This is a genomic window from Phaeobacter sp. JH20_29 (assembly GCF_048056175.1).
Taxonomy (GTDB): domain Bacteria; phylum Pseudomonadota; class Alphaproteobacteria; order Rhodobacterales; family Rhodobacteraceae; genus Phaeobacter; species Phaeobacter bryozoorum.
Map to the genome: position 1 here is coordinate 523,660 of NZ_JAYMWO010000013.1, position 19,275 is coordinate 542,934.

The 19,275-nt window shown below is 58.8% G+C and carries 14 protein-coding genes; 5 read left to right on the forward strand and 9 right to left on the reverse strand.

Annotated features, from left to right (window positions below):
* Positions 1-65: 65 nt before the first annotated feature.
* The 6 genes from VWZ85_RS12325 to VWZ85_RS12350 all read right to left on the reverse strand — a co-directional run bounded on the left by VWZ85_RS12325 (position 66) and on the right by VWZ85_RS12350 (position 5,954).
* Positions 66-755, reverse strand: a complete 690-nt coding sequence (locus tag VWZ85_RS12325) for an ABC transporter ATP-binding protein (RefSeq protein WP_340545657.1) — start codon at positions 753-755, stop codon at positions 66-68.
* Positions 752-1,522, reverse strand: coding sequence for an ABC transporter ATP-binding protein (locus VWZ85_RS12330; protein WP_340545658.1), 771 nt, complete (start codon positions 1,520-1,522; stop codon positions 752-754). Before VWZ85_RS12330 ends, VWZ85_RS12325 begins: the two co-directional genes overlap by 4 nt.
* Complete coding sequence (locus VWZ85_RS12335; RefSeq protein ID WP_416538786.1) at positions 1,515-2,498, reverse strand: branched-chain amino acid ABC transporter permease; 984 nt, start codon at positions 2,496-2,498, stop codon at positions 1,515-1,517. Before VWZ85_RS12335 ends, VWZ85_RS12330 begins: the two co-directional genes overlap by 8 nt.
* Positions 2,498-3,418, reverse strand: a complete 921-nt coding sequence (locus VWZ85_RS12340) for a branched-chain amino acid ABC transporter permease (RefSeq protein ID WP_416588507.1) — start codon at positions 3,416-3,418, stop codon at positions 2,498-2,500. Before VWZ85_RS12340 ends, VWZ85_RS12335 begins: the two co-directional genes overlap by 1 nt.
* 100 nt (positions 3,419-3,518) lie before the next feature.
* Positions 3,519-4,655, reverse strand: coding sequence for an ABC transporter substrate-binding protein (locus VWZ85_RS12345; RefSeq protein WP_416534892.1), 1,137 nt, complete (start codon positions 4,653-4,655; stop codon positions 3,519-3,521).
* 621 nt (positions 4,656-5,276) lie between these two features.
* Positions 5,277-5,954 (reverse strand): hypothetical protein, encoded by a 678-nt coding sequence (locus VWZ85_RS12350; protein WP_416588510.1) that lies wholly within the window; start codon positions 5,952-5,954, stop codon positions 5,277-5,279.
* Between the two features lie 262 nt (positions 5,955-6,216).
* Here VWZ85_RS12350 and VWZ85_RS12355 point away from each other — a divergent pair, with 262 nt between their 5' ends.
* Entirely contained in the window at positions 6,217-9,468 is a 3,252-nt protein-coding gene (locus tag VWZ85_RS12355) for a chemotaxis protein CheB (RefSeq protein ID WP_416588512.1), read from the forward strand.
* 239 nt (positions 9,469-9,707) lie between these two features.
* Here the strand turns inward: VWZ85_RS12355 and VWZ85_RS12360 are convergent, their stop codons facing one another.
* Positions 9,708-10,202, reverse strand: a complete 495-nt coding sequence (locus tag VWZ85_RS12360; protein WP_416588515.1) for a DUF1579 domain-containing protein — start codon at positions 10,200-10,202, stop codon at positions 9,708-9,710.
* Between the two features lie 48 nt (positions 10,203-10,250).
* Between VWZ85_RS12360 and VWZ85_RS12365 the strand changes: the two genes are divergently transcribed.
* The gene (locus VWZ85_RS12365) at positions 10,251-11,234 is read left to right on the forward strand and encodes a helix-turn-helix transcriptional regulator (protein WP_416538792.1); all 984 of its coding nucleotides are present in this window, start codon (positions 10,251-10,253) and stop codon (positions 11,232-11,234) included.
* 253 nt (positions 11,235-11,487) lie between these two features.
* Here VWZ85_RS12365 and VWZ85_RS12370 read toward each other — a convergent pair whose 3' ends face one another.
* Positions 11,488-13,881, reverse strand: a complete 2,394-nt coding sequence (locus tag VWZ85_RS12370) for a 1-deoxy-D-xylulose-5-phosphate synthase N-terminal domain-containing protein (RefSeq protein WP_416588519.1) — start codon at positions 13,879-13,881, stop codon at positions 11,488-11,490.
* Between the two features lie 104 nt (positions 13,882-13,985).
* Positions 13,986-15,191 carry a methionine gamma-lyase gene (locus VWZ85_RS12375; RefSeq protein WP_416538794.1) on the reverse strand — a complete coding sequence of 402 codons (1,206 nt, stop codon included), beginning with the start codon at positions 15,189-15,191 and terminating at the stop codon, positions 13,986-13,988.
* A gap of 94 nt (positions 15,192-15,285) precedes the next feature.
* Here VWZ85_RS12375 and VWZ85_RS12380 point away from each other — a divergent pair, with 94 nt between their 5' ends.
* From VWZ85_RS12380 to VWZ85_RS12390, 3 genes are all read left to right on the forward strand, one after another.
* Positions 15,286-15,774: an Lrp/AsnC family transcriptional regulator gene (locus VWZ85_RS12380; protein ID WP_340545668.1), complete on the forward strand. Its 489-nt coding sequence runs from the start codon at positions 15,286-15,288 to the stop codon at positions 15,772-15,774.
* Positions 15,775-15,896: 122 nt separating this feature from the next.
* Positions 15,897-17,669 (forward strand): adenylate/guanylate cyclase domain-containing protein, encoded by a 1,773-nt coding sequence (locus VWZ85_RS12385; RefSeq protein ID WP_416588521.1) that lies wholly within the window; start codon positions 15,897-15,899, stop codon positions 17,667-17,669.
* A 133-nt stretch (positions 17,670-17,802) separates the two neighbouring features.
* Complete coding sequence (locus VWZ85_RS12390; protein ID WP_416588523.1) at positions 17,803-19,266, forward strand: phosphatase PAP2 family protein; 1,464 nt, start codon at positions 17,803-17,805, stop codon at positions 19,264-19,266.
* The last annotated feature ends 9 nt before the right edge of the window (positions 19,267-19,275 follow it).

A 19,275-nucleotide genomic window follows, 5' to 3' on the forward strand; every position in this document is an offset into this window, starting at 1 on the left:
CTCCTTGGCCGGGGATTTTGCCCTGCCTAGCAAAGCCAGATCACAAGTCCAAGCCGCGGCAGCGCCTAGACGCCCAGATAGCGGTCTTTCAAGTCGGGCGTCAGCGCGGCCATGCCGCCGGTCCAGACCGTCACCCCCTTGTTCAGGATCACCGCGCGATCCGCCACGGCCGCCAGTTCGCGCAGGGTCTTGTCCACCACCAGGATTGCAAGGCCGCTATCGCGTTTCAGTCGGGCAATGGCAGCCCAGATCTCCTGACGGACCACCGGGGCCAGACCTTCGGTTGCCTCATCCAGTATCAATAGTCTTGGGTTGATCATCAGCGCGCGTCCGATGGCCAGCATCTGCTGCTCTCCGCCCGACAGGGAGGACGCCGTCTGATCGCGACGCTCCGCCAAACGGGGGAAAAGATCCGCAACCATGGAAAAATCCCATGGGCCCGGACGCGCCGCGGCGGTCAGGTTCTCCTCCACTGTCAGCGGTGCAAAGCATCGCCGCCCCTCCGGCACCAGACCAACGCCGAGCCTTGCAATTTTGTGCGACGGCAGTTTGCGCAGGTTCTGTCCGGCGAAGGACAGCGTCCCGTCGCTTGCGGGCAACATTCCACAGATGGTCTTGATCGTGGTTGATTTGCCCATCCCATTGCGCCCCATCAGCGCGACAACCTCACCTTCGCCGATCTCCAGATCGACCCCAAACAAGGCCTGAGACGGACCATAAGAGGCCGTGACGTTCTTAAGCGATAACAGCGTCATACCGCCTCCTCCTCACCCAGATATGCGCGGCGGACTTCGGGGTGGTTGCGGATCTCATCGGTGGTGCCGGTTGCGATCACCTCGCCGTAGACCAGGACGCTGATCCGATCAGCAAGCGCAAAAACCGCATCCATATCGTGTTCCACCAACAGGATTGGCGCCTCCTGTCGCAGCTGGTCGAGAAACCCGGTAAGCGCCTGTGATCCGCCAGCCCCAAGCCCGGCCATGGGTTCATCCATCAAAAACAGCTTAGGCGCCATGGTGAGCGCAACGGCCACCTCCAGCTGGCGGCGTTGCCCATGTGAGAGATCTGCCGTGCGCCGCGCCGCCTCATTGCTCAGTCCGACACGGTCCAATGCGTGCTCTGCCTGTGCCACCAGCGCCTTGTCCTTCATGACATTGCCCAGGAACCGGAACACGCCGCCCCGCGCGCCCAATGCGCCAAGCACCGCGTTTTGCAGCACCGTGAACTCCATCGCGAGGGCCGAAATCTGAAAGGTCCGGCCCAGCCCCATCCGCGCCCGCGCCACGCGATCTAGTTCGTCAACCGGCTGGCCTAGCAGGGAGATTGATCCGCTATCCGGTCGAAGTTCACCGGATATCTGTTTGATAAGTGTGGATTTCCCTGCTCCATTTGGACCGATCAGCGCATGAATTTCCCCCGCCCGAAGATCAAGCGATATGTTCTTGCTCGCCTGCAATGCGCCGAAGGATTTGCTGAGATTGCTGACCTTCAGAACCTGCTCTGACCTCTGCACCTCAGTCATGGGCGACCTCCCGTCCGCTGATTGCGCCGATCACGCCGCCGCGGGCATATAGCACGATGATGAGCAACAGACCGCCAAGGTAGATCTGCCAATAATCGCTGATCCCGCCGAGGAAGTGTTCAAGCAGGATGAACAGCGCCGCGCCGATGACCGGACCAAACAGGCGGCCAACTCCGCCGATGATGACAAAGATCATGATCTCGCCGCTGGTGTGCCAGCTGAGCATGGTCGGGCTGACAAAGCGGTTCAGATCCGCAAATAGCGCCCCCGCCAGACCGGTGATCGCGCCAGAGATGACAAAAGCCGTCAGCCGCAGTTTGTAGGGCGTAATCCCAACCGTCTCCACCCGCGCCTCGCATTGCCGCGCAGCTGCCAGCGCCAGACCAAAAGGCGCCCGCGCCAGACGCGACGCAAACCACAGCGCAGCACATAAGATCACATAGCAGACCAGAAAGAACTGCAAGGGAACCAATGTGTTGAGGCCGGGGAATTCATTGCGCACCCAGATCGACAGACCATCCTCGCCACCATAGGCGGTCCAGCTGATGGCGAAGTAATACAGCATCTGACCAAAGGCCAAGGTGATCATGATGAAATAGACACCCGATGTGCGCAGGCTAAGCGCACCAATGACCAATGCAGCAAAGGCACTGACAAGAACCGCGACCAGCCAAATGACCGGCATCTGGTTGGTGCCTTCTATCAGCATCGGCCACTGTGCCAGCGGCTCGTAGTTCTGCGCATGGGCGGCAAGGATCCCCATCGCATAGCCGCCAATTCCAAAGAACGCCGCGTGGCCCAAACTGACCAGCCCGCCGATGCCAAGTGCGATGTTCAACCCGACGCCTGCCAGCGCCAGGATTGCCACTTTGGTGGCGAGCGTGATCACAAAGGGGTCGCCGGCGAAATGCGCCCAGAGCGGAATTCCCAATAGCAGCAGGATCACCGCCGCGTTCAACAGTTTTTCGTGCGCCATCAATGCTGTCCCCCATATAGACCGGATGGGCGCACCAATAGGATTGCGGCCATCAGGATGTAGATCAGCATCGACGCAAGCGATGCTCCGATGGATGTCGCGCTTGCAGGTTCCATGAACAGGCCAAAGAACTGCGGCAGGAACACCCCGCCAAGTGTATCCGTCAGCCCGACGAGAAGCGCGCCGACCAGCGCCCCCTTGATCGAGCCGATGCCGCCAATGACAATCACCACAAAGGCCAGGATCAGCACGGGCTCTCCCATGCCGACCTGGACCGACTGGATGGCCCCGACCAATGCGCCGGCGAGGCCCGCAAGCGCTGCCCCAAGCGCGAAGACCAGCGTGTAGAGCTTTGAAATATCTACACCAAGTGCGGCGATCATCTCGCGATCATTCTCACCTGCACGGATCTGAATGCCGATGCGCGTGCGCGCGATCAGCCAGAACAGACCAGCCGCCACCACCAGCCCGATCAGGATGATCGTCAGCCGGTAGAGTGGATAATGAATACCGCCCGGCAGGGTGACGGGCCCCGACAGGTAGCTTGGCACATCGAGGAACAGTGGAAAGGAGCCAAAGACCCAGCGTGTACCTTCGGAAAATATGAGGATCAGCGCAAAGGTCGCCAGCACCTGATCCAGATGATCCCGATCATAAAGCTTGCGGATCACCAGAAGTTCGACCAGCGCGCCGGCGGCTGCGGCGGCAGCGAGACTGGCCACCAGCGCAAGCACAAAGGAACCGGTCCAGCCCGCGACAATGGCAGCGGCAAAGGCGCCAACCATATAAAGCGCACCATGCGCCAGATTGATCAGCCCCATGACGCCGAAGACCAGCGTCAGGCCAGCCGCCATGAGGAAGAGCATCACCCCGAACTGCAATCCGTTCAGGATCTGCTCCAATATTAGAATGAGGGACATGTGACAGTTCCACCAAGGCAGAGGCAGCGTGCCTCCGCAACAACTGGGTTTGTGATATGCGGGCCGGTGTCCTCCACTGGCCCGCATCACTCAGATGGTTTTACATCTTGCAGTCTGCCGCATAGGCGTCGGCGTGATTTTCCAGACCTGTTGCGATGATCTTATTGGTGTAGACATCGCCTTCCTGAATGACTTCACGAACATAAATGTTCTGGATCGGGTGATGGTTGTCGCCGAATTTGAAATCTCCCCGGACGGAATCGAACTCTGCCGCCTTCAGCGCGGCGCGGAATGCGTCTTTGTCATCGACACTTGCCTTATCCAGCGCGCTCAGGATGAGGTTGGCAGTGTCATAGCCCTGGCTTGCATAGAGCGACGGCAGACGCTCGTATTTCTGCTGAAAGGCCGCAACAAAGGCCGTGTTGGCCGGGTTGTCGAGATCCTTGTTCCACTGCGAGGTGTTCTTGATCCCAAGCGCGGCGCCGCCGACTGCCTGCAGGATCCCCTGATCAAAGCTGAAGGCCGGACCTACAACGGGCAGATCGACACCGCTGTCGGCGTATTGCTTGAGGAATGAAATCCCCATGCCACCGGGCAGGAAGAAATAGACGCTGTCGGCACCGGATGCGCGGATCTGGGCAATCTCTGCGGCATAGTCGGTCTGGCCAAGCTTGGTGTAGGTCTCGCCCGCCAATTCGCCTTTATACATGCGCTTGTAGCCGGTCAGCGCGTCCTGACCTGCGGGGTAATTCGGGGCGAGGATGTAGCTGTTTTTCAGGCCCGCGTCATTGGCATAGGCACCTGCTGCCTCGTGCAGGTTGTCATTCTGCCAGGCGACGTTGAAATAATTCTCATGGCAGCGCTTGCCCGCCAATGCGGAGGGGCCTGCATTGGGCGACAGGTAGAACACGCCCTGAGCCGTCGCCGCGGGCACCACTGCCATTGCGAGGTTGGACCAGATGATCCCGGTCATGATGTCAACCTTTTCGGACTGGATCATGCGGTCGGCGATCTGTACGGCGCTTTCTGGTTTGCGCTGATCATCCTCGATGACCACCTCGATGTCGTCGCGGCCGGCCTGTTCCATTGCCAGCATGAAGCCGTCGCGCACGTCGACACCCAGTCCTGCACCACCGCCGGATAGCGTTGTGATCATGCCAATCTTTGTCTCGGCGCCGGCGGCCAAGGCCAGCGTCGAAACCGCTGCGGCAAGCGCCATGGTCTTAAGTGTCGTCATTGGTCCATCTCCCTGATCTATCTGAGCAATGAAGGTCACTTCTGTGGTGACTCTTCGCTGCTTACTCTTTCCGATTGGACCGCGCGGCGCCAGCATTTTGCGGGGATGTATGGAATTGTCACGATGACAGCGGTCAGCATATGGCTGCCGTCCAGTTCCCTCACACCCATCGGGCTGCGCTCCGTCCATCGGCCGTTGCACCGGCCGCTTTGGCAAGCCTAGGCCGAAGTGGATATTTATTTCAAGATTAAAATATCTAACCTTAAAACTTACGGGAGCTGACGCGCCTCCTGACGTGACACGTCCATGCAAGCGAGGCATTCGCTCCGCCCTTGGGGAGAAGGCTTGTGGTCAACACAGGCGCCCCGCCCCCGCATTGCCATGAAAACAGGCTGTTGAACCGCCCAATAAGAACGGCTGAATACAACCCTGTCAGGCAATTCACTCAACCGGCCTTGCGTCTCCGCCTGTTTGGTAAGGCATTATATTCAGCGGTGGAATCCATTGCACCTAGATCCGCAAGCAGAGCAGCCACCATGACGATTGACGCGAGATATCAGAAGATGCGGAGCCATCATTTGCAGCGACATTGCGGGATTAACGCCCCTTGCGGTGCAAGTGTCAGCCGGAGCTGAGCTGACGCAATTGCTTTGGCGCGGGTTCTGGGGCGGTGCAGCTGTTGCGCTGCCGTTCCAACCCGTCGGTATAGCGCTTCACCAGTTCGATCTGGAAGCGAATCTCATGGACACGATCCGCAAGCTGCCGACTGAGCGAGCCGATTGCGGTTTCGGCATCGACCAGACCCGCCTCGGTCGCCGAAAGGACATTCAGCAATGGCAGCGCAAGATCGGTGAGCACCTGTGCGCTCACCTCACGCGTCAGATCTTCAAGCCCGGCACCAAAGCCCACGTCGGGACGGAACGCATAGCCAATACCGCCAAGGCTAATCCGGAACCTGATAATAATGGACTGACTGCCGTCATCGTCGACCGTTGCCAGGATATGCGCCCCGGCAAGGACGAGTCCCGGAACTTCAAGTATCAGCGACGGCAGCGAAATAACCTGTGTCTCGCCCGACAGCATCTTAACGCAGTCGTTCAACCCCTCGGCGATGGAGTCGCAAAACACCTCCTCGAGCGCCAGTGATTTGACGAAGGATGTGCGATTGCGGAATGTCGGGCTGACCACCTCGCAAGAGCGGACAAAGGGCAGCTGCCCCTTCTGAGCCATAAGGTTCACGATGAACCTGCGCTGATCCTCTCCAGCATCCATATTGTCAGTCATGGCAACAACGTTCATTACACCCAACCTGTATAACTGGAGATGTCTTTAATATGTAGTTAGGAGTAGTTTACAAACCGTTTAAGCAGCGTAGTTTGGAGTAACATTCCACGTCAAGCTTTATACAACCATTAATTGCATTATGTTGCCTCCTCGATTGCTCATCCGTGACGGTAGACACATCGTCCGGTCAAAACCTTAGTCCGATCGGGATTTGCCATGGACCTGACATCGATCTAGAGGATAAGAGGTTTACATATGGTAGACGATAGGCACGCATATGACAACGCAAACGAAGAATGACCTGACAATCATCGGAATCGGGTCGTCCGCTGGTGGACTGGAAGCCATCCGAGAGCTTGTCGCGACTCTCCCGGTGGATGCGCCTGCCGCCTATGTTGTTGTGCAACACATGTCACCACACCATAAAAGCCTGATGACCGAGCTGGTCGCGCGGCAGACCCAGCTGAAAGTTGGCACCATCGAAAACGGCACCGTGCCGGAAGCGAATGTCGTGTATATCACGCCGCCCAAAAGCGATGTCATCTTCTCCGAAGGCCGTCTGCATCTCTTGCAGGATCCGAATGCCGAACCCGGCACCCCGCGCCCGTCGGTCGACCGCTTTCTGGTCAGCCTGGCGGAGCAGAACGGCGACAACTCTATGGCGATCATCCTGTCCGGCACCGGCAGCGATGGGGCCTATGGTGTGCAGGCCATCCGCGAGGCTGGCGGCATCACCATTGCACAGGACGCCGAAAGCGCGAAATACGACGGCATGCCGGTAGCAGCGGTGCAGACCGGCTGCGTTGATCTGGTGCTGCGGCCGCAGGATATTGGCACCAACCTACAGAAGATCCTTTCCTCGCCGCGTGACTTTTCCTCGTTTCGCCACGAAAACAGTCTGAGGGATTCACCGGTTTCGGATCTGTTGCAGATCCTTCTTGCGCGCACCCGTGTCGATTTCCGCGACTACAAGCAGACAACAATCAGCCGTCGTATCGAGCGGCGGATGATCGCCCTGGGGATCGAAACCCAGGAGGAATACACGCAGTTCTGCCGCAACAACCCCCATGCGGTGGATGCGCTGTTCAAGGATCTTCTGATCTCCGTCACCCGGTTCTTTCGTGATCGCGAGGAATTCGAGCTTCTGAAGACTCTGCTGCCGCAGTTGATCAAGGATCGCGGCCCCGGCCCCCTGCGGATCTGGGTTGCGGGTTGCGCCACCGGCGAGGAAGCCTATTCCATCGCCATGGTCGTGTCAGAGGCGCTCGGCAATCCGACCAACCAGCTGAAGTCACGGGTCCAGATCTTTGCCACGGATATCGACAAGGACGCGCTGAAGACGGCCCGTAAGGGAGTCTATAGCCTCGCCGCACTCAACGATATCCCCTCGGAGCTGGCTGACAAATACCTTATCCGGCAGACCGATGGTGTCCGGGTGGTCGACAATCTGCGCAATGCGGTTCTGTTTTCGGACCACAACGTCTGCCAGGACCCGCCATTTCAGAAGGTGGACCTGATCTGCTGTCGGAACCTACTGATCTATTTTGGCAATCCGCTTCAGCAAAAGGTCATGTCGCGCTTCCACTACGCGATGTCACCGCATGGTCTGCTGTTCCTCGGCACCGCAGAAAGCGTCGCCGGATCGGATGAGCTGTTTGTGCAGGACCGCTCAGCCACTCATGTCTATCGTAAACGCTCCCTGCGTGCCCATCAGTCGCAGCAGCCCTATAACATGCCGTCGATCCCGATGATGGCGCAGCGTCCAACCATCAAACCGCCATCGCAGCAGGCACCATCAACCGATCGCCAGCTGTTCGAGGCGCTGGCGCAGTCGCTGGGCAAGAATTCCCTGCTGGTGACCGAAGATTTCTCCATCGCGCGTGTCTATGGCTCGGTCAGCCAGTTCATTGAGGTGAACGAGACCAGTTCGCTGCGGATGCACCTTGATCTGTTGCGCAGCCCGCTGCGCGAAGAAGCCCGCAGCCTGATCACCATCGCGTTGAAGAACGGCTCCCATAAGGGCGGTGTCCGCCACCTTCTTGCCGAGACTGACGATGAGGAAATCCGGCTCGACGTCTACCCGATCGTGGCCAAGGAGATCAGCGAACGTGCAGCGCTGGTGGTGTTCACCCCGGTGACCGTAGACCGGTCCAAGATCGATCAGGCTCCGTTCGTCGGCGAGGAAGGTGACGCGACATTTGAGCGGATCCGCAATCTGGAGAATGAGGTTGCAACCACCCGCGAAGCACTGCAGCAGACCATCGAGGAGCTTGAAACCTCGAATGAGGAGCTGCAATCGCTGAACGAAGAACTGCAATCCACCAATGAAGAGTTGCAGGCCACCAACGAAGAGTTGGAAACCTCCAACGAGGAGCTCCAATCCACCAACGAGGAGCTGATCACCGTCAACGAGGAATTGCAGGTGACGGCGTCCGAGCTGAGCGGACGCACCGGCGAGCTGATTTCGGTGCTCGAAAGCACGCCCTTGGCGATTGTTGTGGCCGACAGCGCGCTTCAGATCACTCAGGCGACTTTGGCGGCGACCCGGATGTTCAACATCCGGCGGCCCATCTCCAGCCCGCACATCAGCCAATGCGCCCTGCCGGAAGGATTCCCGATCCTGGCGCCGATCTGTAGCGAGGCGCTGCGCCTTGGCCAGACCGTCACCGAGGAATTCACTTCGCGCGGCACCCGTATCCGGCTGACCTGCTCGCCCTACTTCGATGTCAACGGGCAGATCCTTGGCGTCACCATGGTGGTGTCGGAATTCCCCGGCATGGCGCATGAGATGGAGATGATCCTCGACAATTCGAAACTGCTGTTGCTGAACCGGACCCGCAGCGGTGAAATCCTGCGCATCAGTGAGGCCTATGCTGAGCTGCTGGGCCTCAGCCGTGACAAGGCATTGTCGAAAAATGTGTTTTCACTCATGAAAGACAATGCCCCCGGCAAGGAGATGTTCGAGCAGGACGACGCGGTCCTGGACAAGGCCGAAGGCTTTGACAGTGAATTGCGTCAGGTGACACTGGCCGATGGCGGCGAAGAGCGCTGGATCAACATGGACCGGCATCGCTTCCCGCACCATATCACCGGAGAGCCGACGGTTTTCACCATCGGCACCGATGTCACCGAAACCGTCGAGGCCCGCCAGCGCGCCGAGGCGCTGCTGACACAGGCCGAACTGGTACAGGAGATGGTCGGGATCGGTTTCTGGTCCATCGATTCCGGTTCTCAGGCCCCTTATTGGTCACCGAAAGTCTATGAGATCCACGGTGTGACGCCAGAGAACTATGTGCCGGATATCGACAGCGCGATTGCCTTCTTCCATCCCGATGATCGCGAGGACGTCAAACGCAATGTCGCCGAAGCCATCGAAAGCGGTGAAGGCTTCCGCTTTGTCAAACGCCTGATCCGCAAGGACGGCGTCGAGATCCGCGTCGAAAGCAAAGGCATGGCGATCCGCGATGACAACGGGGACGTCACCAAACTGGTCGGCATCTTTCGCGAGGTCGATGCCGACGCCAGCTGACGGCAGTTCATGACACGCCCGCAGAGCCAATCACCGGCTCTTGGCGTCGTGGCCACACCATCTGCGACGAAAAGATCAAAAGCCCGGAGCGCATCTTGCGGTCCGGGCTTTGTGTTATCCAAATCAACACCGGCTTTTCGGGAAGGATGCTGCGTATTCCTCAGCGGCGGTTGTGGGCCCGTTTGACCGTTTCTGCGCTCCGTCCCAAAGCCCGTTATCCGGCAGAACCCTGTCGTTCATCAGGCAGCCGGTGTAAAGTCCATCGTCCAGTTGGTTTCCCATGTGGTTCCATCGTCGGTTGAAAACGCCTGCTCCCATCGCGGCACCGGCCCTTTTTTCCAAAGAAATCGGACTATTATAGGCTGCCCATTCAACACGTCATTGGCGCGAAATTCGCCGATATCTCCTGTAAATGCACCTTTTACCGGCGTATCAAGCATGTGGGGTGATCTACCGTCGAGCCACCAGATTGCCCACACCCCTGAACCAGGATCGAAGCTTCGCAACGCAATCGCGCGATAAGGCTGCCCAGGAAACCCGACAAAGTTGTCTTCAATATTTCCATTGCCTGCAAGAATTGGCTGCGTTTGCGAAAGGCCATCGAAAACCTCCCAATCATCGCAGCCGGTTAGCCGCTCCTTCAAGCGTCTGTGCTTTACAGTCCAAGACCCGAACATGAAGTCAAAATCATTCTCAACAGCGGTTGTCGCCGTGGGGTCGTGATCGGTGTGCATGGTGTCTCCCTTATCTTTCGTGACAAGAGTGCTTATGAACGACATAACATGACACTTCGTGTCATGTTTTTGAGAGAGCAGATGAAATCTTCTCGTTTACTGTCAATTTTGTTGCTTCTCCAAACCCGCGGCCTGATGACGGCACAGCAATTGGCCGATGAGTTTGAGGTCAGCTTGCGCACGATCCACAGGGACATCGATCAGCTGAGCTATGCAGGTGTCCCGGTTTTCGCCGAGCGGGGACGAGGCGGCGGGTATCGGTTGATGGATGGATACCAGACCCGTTTGACAGGCCTTGATGCGGATGAAGCACGCAGCCTGCTGCTGGCTGGGCTTGGTTCTGCATTGGATGATCTGGGTTTGCTGAAAGCTGCGAGCCAAACAGAGCTAAAAGTCATGGCTTCGCTCTCTGGTCCCGCGCGCGATCAGGCCATTGTTGTTTCCGAGCGGTTTTTGTTGGATCCGCAGGGTTGGTATCGAAAGAAGGACACTGCTCCATTTGTGTCGGAGGTTGCCGCTGCGGTGTGGAATGAACGGCGACTGTCGATAGAATACGAGAGCTGGAAAGGCGTCGTGGACCGCGTTGTATCGCCCCTGGCGATTGTCCTGAAAGCCGGTAACTGGTATCTCGTTGCGCTCGTCGAAACCCCACGTGTCTACAAGATTGCAAATATCCGGAGCATCAAGGTTCTTGACGACACGTTCTCACGCCCGACGACTTTTGATATCAGCGCCTTTTGGAACAGCTGGATCGCAGATTTCGAGCACCGGCTGAAGTCTCAATCCGTTGCACTTCATGTCAGTTCAACAGGCCTGCGCATGTTGAACGAAATGGGTTTTGCACCGCAGTCCCCTGCTCTGATCCCGAAACGAAAAGGATGGTTCTGCGTAAACGTACAAATGGAGGTTGGCGTAAAGGCCATCCGTGACGTTCTATCTCTGGGCGCTGAGGCCGAGGTCCATGGGCCAGCCGCATTTCGCGAAGAGGTGATCGCTGAGGCCCGCAAAGTTATCGATCTATACGTATCGTGATTTCGTTGAGGCCCACGTAGTGCAGATAGGGGGCACCCTATGCGACGGCACCGAACTCCCGCTTGGCCCGCCTGCCGACCTTCAGCACATACGGCTCCCGAAGATCACTTCGGGAGCCGTTTTGTATTGGCCTCTTAATCCCAGCGGGCGGTGGCGGGGCCTGCGCGACGGGATGCGCGGGGGCGCACGGATGCCTGCCGCTTTCCTACCTTTGCCAATCGGTCAGGGCTGGCGCTGCATTGGGTCGAGGTTGCTATACGACCTTTAGCCGTCTGCCTGCGGTCAGCCCATCGGCCGCTTCGGTGATCGCCTGCGCATCAATGCCGAAGTGGCGATAGAGATCGGCGATGGTGCCGGTCTGACCGAAATGCTCGACCCCCAGCGGAATGCTCTGATGGCCCTGCACACTGCCCAGCCAGCTCAGCGTCGCCGGGTGGCCGTCGATCACCGTGATCAGTTTACAGTGACGCGGCAGCTCCGCCAGCAATGCCTCGATATGGCTTTGTGCCTGCGGCACACCGCGCGCCCGGGCCCGCTGCGCAGCAGTCCAGCCTGCGTTCAGCCGGTCGGCCGAGGTCACCGCCAGAACGCCGACATCGCGGCGTCCCTCGCCGATGGCGGCAGCGGCCTTGATCGCCTCCGGCGCAACCGCCCCCTGATAGGCAATCACCACATCGCAGTTCGGCCCCGGCTGCTTCAGCCAATAGGCGCCATCAATCGCGCCCTGACGGAAGGCGTCATCAACCCGCTTGCCCGGCTGTTCAATCGGGTTGGTGGTCAGGCGCAGATAGACGGAACCGCCGGTCTCATCCCGGAGCCAGGTGCGTTCATCCGGATCGCCCTCGCCGTCGCGCTGAAGATAATCAAAGGCCCATTCCATGATCACCGCCAGCTCATCCACAAAAGCCGGCTCAAAGGCGGCCAGCCCGTCCTGGCTCATCCCGATGAGAGGTGAGCCGATGGATTGATGCGCACCGCCTTCCGGCGCCAGGGTCACGCCGGAAGGCGTGCCCACGATCATGAAGCGGGCATCCTGATAACAGGCGTAGTTCAGCGCATCGAGGCCACGCGCCACAAAGGGATCATAGACCGTGCCGATAGGGATCAGCCGCTTGCCAAACAGCGATTGCGACAGGCCGGCAGCCCCCAGCAGCAGGAACAGGTTCATTTCGGCGATGCCCAGCTCGATATGCTGGCCTTCTGGCGTGAACTCCCACTTCGCGGTTGAGGGGATCTTGTGTTCGATAAAGGCATCCGCCTGCGCCGTACGTGCAAAGAGCTTGCGCCGGTTTACCCAGGGGCCAAGGTTCGTGGTCCCCGTCACATCCGGCGACATGGTCACAATGCGCGCGGCAAGGTCGCTGTCACCTTTGGAGAGATCATCGAGGATCTTGCCAAAGCCCATCTGGGTCGACATCTCGCGGTCGGTTTTCACCTCGACTGTCGGCACCGGCAGGCGGGCATCGTGATAACGCCGCGCCCCTTTTGCAAAAAACGGCACCTGATCCAGAAAACTCTGCAATGCAGCGGGGTTCTGCACGGTCGCAAAGGGCTCCCACTCCTGCCCCTCGGCAACCCCCATATAGCGCTGCCATTCGGCCATCTGGGTCTTGTTCATCAGCCCGCCGTGATTGTCCTTGTGGCCGGCAATGGGTGTGCCCCAGCCCTTGACCGTATAGGCGAGGAAACAGACCGGGCGGTCATGGTCGATGGCGGCAAATGTCTCGGCCATGGTCGCAACGCAGTTGCCGCCGAGGTTCTCCATCAAGGCTGCCAGCTCTGCATCGGAGCGGCGCTCGATCAGTGCGCTGACGTCGCCCTGATCGCCCAGATCATCCAGCAGATGCTGACGCCAGACAGCACCACCCATGAAGGTCAGCGCCGAATAGGTCTGATTGGGACAGTCATCAATCCACTGGCGCAGCTTGTCACCGCCCGGCTCCTCAAAGGCGGCGCGCTGCAAGGCGCCGTATTTCACCTTCACCACATCCCAGCCGAAGGCGTCGAAGATCTTCTCGATCCGCTGAAACAGCCCTTCGCGCACGATCCCATCCAGCGACTGGCGATTATAGTCGATGATCCACCAGGTGTTGCGCAGGTCGTTCTTCCATCCCTCCTGAAGGCATTCGTAAACATTGCCCTCGTCCAGTTCGGCATCGCCGACAAGCGCGACCATCCGCCCCTTTGGCGCATCGGATCCCCAGGATTTCGCGGTAACATAATCCTGGACCATCGACGCAAAGGAGGTGATCGCCACCCCAAGCCCCACGGAGCCGGTTGAGAAATCCACGTCATCAATATCCTTCGTGCGGCTCGGATAGCTCTGCACACCACCAAAGCCGCGGAAGTTTTCCATCTTCTCGCGGGTCTGGTTGCCCATCAGATACTGGATCGCATGAAAGATCGGCGAGGCATGGGGTTTCACCGCCACCCGGTCCTCTGGCCGCAGCGCGCTGAAGTAGAGCGCGGTCATGATCGACACCATCGAAGCCGAGCTGGCCTGATGACCGCCAACCTTGATGCCGTCCGCCTTGGGGCGCAGGTGGTTGGCGTTGTGGATCATCCAGTGGGACAGCCACAATAGCCGCTGCTCGATCGTCTTGAGCGTTTTGGAGGAAGGTATCGGCGCGGCCACTGAAGAGGTCATGGGTCAACTCATTGATTAGGTGAAGATACTCTCCCTCCCGCACGAATGCGGAGGGGACCTGTCAAATCTGGCGGAATGAAACACCCCACCAGGGGCCGCCATACTCAGGCGGCGGCGTAAGCGTTATGCGAGGACAGCGCCTGCATCAGATCGTCGATGATATCATCGACACCTTCAAGCCCAACTGACATCCGCAGCAGCCCCTCGGCGATGCCATGTTCTGCACGCTCTTCGGGGGTATAGGTCGAATGGGTCATGCTGGCCGGGTGCTGGATCAGCGTTTCGGCGTCGCCCAGCGACACCGCGCGCTGGACCAGCTCCAGCCGGTTCATCATGGCGATACCGCCAGCCTTGCCACCAACAACCTCAAAGGGGATCATCCCGCCAAAGCCCGACATCTGCCGCGCGGCCAGTTCATTCTGTGCAAAGCCGTCAAGGCCCGGGTAATAGACCCGCTCCACCGCCGGGTGGGATTGCAGCGCCTCAGCCACCTTGCGGGCGGATTTGCAGTGACGCTCCATTCGCAGTTCAAGCGTCTTCAAACCGCGCATCAACAGCATCGCACTAAAGGGTGACATCACCGCACCGGTCATATCCTTCAGCCCGACAAGACGGATCTGGGTGACGTCCTCCTTGGAGCCGACAACCAGACCGGCGATCACATCGCCATGGCCGCTGATGAATTTCGTTGCCGAATGCACCACAATATCGGCGCCCAGTTCGATCGGGCGTGTGATCACTGGCGTGGCAAAGGTGTTGTCGACAACCACCTTTGCACCAGCTTTATGCGCGATCTCGGAAATCGCCGCGATGTCGATCAGGCGATTGTTGGGATTTGCCGGGGTTTCGAAATAGACCAGTTTGGTTTTCGGGCTGATCGCCTCTGCCAGATTTGAGGGATCTGTCATATCGACCAGACGCACATTGACGCCAAATCGTGGCAGCCCGTGGGTCATGAAGGAAAACGTGCAGCCATATAGTGTCTTGTCTAGGATGATTTCATCCCCGGCCGCTAGAAACGACCATAGGGTCGAGGTGATTGCGCCCATGCCGGAAGCGGTCGCAAGCCCGGCTTCGCCGCCCTCAAGATTGGCGATGCGCTGCTCCAGATGGTCCAGTGTCGGGTTGGAAATGCGGCTGTAGAAATGCCCCTCGCGCTCACCGGTGAACATCTCGCCGCCCGCCTCGGCGGAGTCGAAGGTAAAGGTCGAGGTCAGATAAAGCGGCGGGTTCAACGCCCCCTGCTGCGACTGCGAGTCATAGCCATGGTGGATTGCACGTGTTGAAAAGCTGGAGTCGGTCTTTTTCATGAAAATCACCCTAATGTGTTTCCAGCATCTTAGGATGGTCAGATGGGCGATTAGTTGCTAATTTACCTTCAAACAGCATAAGGATTGGCATAATATGCCAGAGAAGCCAAAATTGGACGCGACGGACAGACGCATCATACGGGCCTTGCAACGCAATGGGCGGATGACGAATCTCGATCTCGCGGCGGAGGTCAACCTCTCACCCTCTCCCTGCCTGCGCCGGCTGCGCATTCTTGAAAGCAGCAATGTCATTCAGGGCTATAGCATCGACGTTGATGCCAAGGTCTATGGCCTGCCGGTCACGGTCTTTGTGCGGGTCAGCCTGGAGAACCATACCGAAAGCGTGGTGGCCAACTTTGAACGCCAGATCCGTGGCACGCCTGAGGTTCTGGAATGTTTCGTGATGACTGGCCTTGCCGATTATCTGCTGCGTGTGGTGGTGGCCGATCTGGAAGATTACGAACGCTTCGTACGCGCGCGCCTGCATCCCATCGGCGGCATCAGTTCGATTGACACCAGTTTCGTCTACGGAGTGGTGAAAAAGACCGCCGTCTACCCTGAGGTTGATAGCTCTCAAAGCTGATCATCCGGCAGGGTGCCCATTTCGCAGATAGCTGGCAAAGATGCGCAAACCGCCGGTCTACATTCTTTAAAAATCGCGACCGTTCGATATACTGCCCCCCTACTGGCGGCAGGACATCATCCATGCAAAGGCCCATCCCAACAACGTTTCCAAAGATCTCGACGCGACTGACAGCTTTCGCCTTTGCCGATGTGGCAGACTACACACGGCATATGGAGATCAGCACAACTGAGACTGTCCGTCGCTGGTGCGAGCTGCGCGACACCGTGCTGCTGGATGAGCTGAAACGCTATGGCGGCGTGCGTCGGTCGGATGCCGGGGATGCGCTACTGGTCGAATTCACCAGCGCCACGGATGCCGTGCTCTGGGCGATGGCTGTTCAGGATCGGTTGCGCCAGCAGGTCGCCGAAGAGAGCCCGATGGAAATCCGTATCGGTGTCAATATCGACGATGTGATCGACGATGAGGGGACAGTGCAGTCCGACGGTGTTGTCATCGCCTCGCGCATTCATCAGCTCGCCAATCCGGGCACCGTGGTGGTCACCAAAATGGTCCGCGATATCGTCCGCGGGAAGCTGTCGCTCAGGTTTCACGACCTCGGCGCGCCGCTGTTGAAGAATATTGACCGGCCCGTCCACGTCTATCAGGTCCTCAGCAGCAGCGGCGACAGTGTTCTGCTACATCCTCATGCTGACTGGAAAAACCGCCCGACGCTGGCGGTCCTGCCGTTTCAGGATCGCGGTGCGCAGGCCGAGGAACAGTATTTCGGCGATGGCATCACCGAGGAGATCATCTCCGGCGTCTCCCGCAGCCGCACCATGTTCGTCATGGCGCGCACCTCGACGCTGCAATTCCGCAGTAGCAAGGAAAACCCTGCCAAGATCGGCCGCAATCTAGGCGTCGCCTATCTGCTGACCGGCTCCGTCGACCAGCATGGCGACCAGCTCCGCATCTTTGTCGAATTGATGGATGTTCTGCGCAACCGGGCGATCTGGGCCCAGACCTATCGCGGTGACCTACAGGATCTTTTTGCCTTTCAGGATGAAATCGCCTCCAGCATTCTGGCCATGCTGGAACCCAAGGTTCTGTCGACCGAGGCGGAGCATATCAGCGCACGCAGCACAGAGAGCCTGGACGCCTATAAATGTGTCCTGCGGGCGCTGGCGCGGCTCTATCAGCTGGATGACTACAGCTATGAAGAGGCCATCGCTCTGTTGAAGCGCGCCGTGTCTCTCGACCCTAATTACCCCCAGGCTCACGCCTATCTGGCCTGGTGCATGAATTTCTTTCTGGCAGAAGGGTATTCCCACAACCCGCGCGACGATATTCTGACCATGATCAACCATTCCCGCCGCGCGGTCGAGCTGGACCCCGATGACGCGCTGACCCTGTCGATCCGCGCCCATGTGCTCAGCCTGCATGAGAACAGCCCCGAGGATGCGCTGGAACTCTTCGAGGATGCGCTGGCCCATAATATGAACCTGCCGCTGGCCTGGGGGCTGAGTGCGACGACATATGCCTATCTTGGCGACGGCGCCGAGGCCCGTGAACGGTTGCTCAATGTCTGGCGACTGGCACCCTATGATCCGTTGAGCTTCTTCTTCCTGACTGCTGCGGGCCTTGCTGAATTTGTCGATGGCAACATGCCTGAAGCGATCCGGTTCCTGAAGAACGCCCGCCGCAACAAACCGCGGTTCATGGCCAGCCTCCGGCTGCTCGCCGCCGCCTTTGCGCTCAGCGGGCAGACCGAGAGCGCCCGCAAGGTGGGCCGAGAAATAATCGAACTGGATCCGGGATTTTCGGTATCGAAATTTGCGACCTGGTATCCGCTGAAATCAAAGGAAGCCCTGGGTCGTCTGACCGATGGTCTGACACGCGCAGGGCTGCCTGACTAGGATTTGGAACAACAATGATCGGGGCAACCCGGCAAGCAGGAAGGACATCAAGAGGCAGACCGGCAGAGCACCGACACGCGCAGTCACACAGTTTGTTTTTAACACGTATTCAACGGTTTAAGGGGGATTACTGATGGCTGGACATGGCAACTCGCAAGCGTCGTCGAACGGGCTTGGTCTGGGACTTGGGCTCGGTCTTGGTTTGGGCAATGGTCTTGGGCTTGGCAACGGCCTCGGCTTGGGCAATGGTCTGGGGCTTGGTAACGGCCTGGGATTAGGACTTGGCAACGGGCTGGGTTTGGGCGCAGGTCAAGGACTTGGCCTGGGTCTCGGCAATGGTCTGGGCCTCGGCAACGGTCTGGGGCTTGGCGCGGGTCTGGGATTAGGGATTGAGGATAACGGCTATCTTATGGGCAATGGCGCAGACGCCGGCATCGGCATTCTGCGCAGCTACTACGCAACGCCCAAAGAACTGGGACTTCTGCCCTGGACGCTGGATTTCAGCCCGGACAACAACGGTGGCGATCCCTTCCCGCTGTCGATGATCATCACACCCTATCAGATCCCAAAGGACAAAGGCACACCGCCGCAACCGCAATACCCTATCGCGCTGGAATGGATCACCGAGGACTGGGATCCTGCTCTGCGGTTCTGGGCGCTGCCATTTGACCCGAACCTTGGGGAATGGCTGCGTGCGGCGGACAGGTCCGAACCCGGCACCATGGCAGCACTGGAATTCGCATCGCAATACCAGAACTGGCATCCCGCCCATGTCGGCGACCGCTGGCTGGAACAAAACGATCTGCGCTGGCGCTATGTCCAAACCGGAACCCCAACGCAATCTCAGGACGCCGCCAAGGAGGCCTTTGAGATCATCGTCGCCGAGCTGGAAGTGCTCAAGATGTATATGGAGGATGACCGTCAGCAATATATGGTCGAATGCGACATTCAGGCCGATGGCCTGCCGGCCTATCTGATCCATTTTTTGGGGGCCAACAGCTTTGATCACCCCTTCACGCTGAAGCTTATTGATCTGGGACTGGCGGTCGGCAATGTCGCCTATATGAGCTACAAAGCCCATTACAAGCGGGTCCGCCCCTCAATTCTGCGTCCGGGGCTAACGGTGCCATTTGGTCCGCCTGCCCATCCTGCCTTTCCCAGCGGCCACGCCTTTCTCGCCCATTTCCTGTCGCTGCTACTGCTGGAGATTCCGGGCATCGCACAGCGATTTGGCGTGGTGAGGGGCTATGAGTCCGATGGCACGGGAACCAATATCCAGATCCCGGCAGGCACTCTGCTGCGCAAGCCGACCTATGACGATCTGCTTGGCACCAACGTTATCGCCTCGCCGCTGCTGACCATGGCCAACCGGATCGCGGTGAACCGCGAGCGGATCGGCGTGCACTACCCGTCGGATTCAACCGCGGGCCGCCATATCGCGGCGGGGATCTGGTATTGCATGATGGACCGCGCGCCGGTTGGTCCGAACGCCGGGCCAGTCCCCTGGGCACATCTCAATGTTCCGACGCTGCACCGTATCCTTGACAAGGCCAAGACAGAATGGCCGACACCGTGGATTTCGAGCGAAATCGCCTGAGCTCCGGGA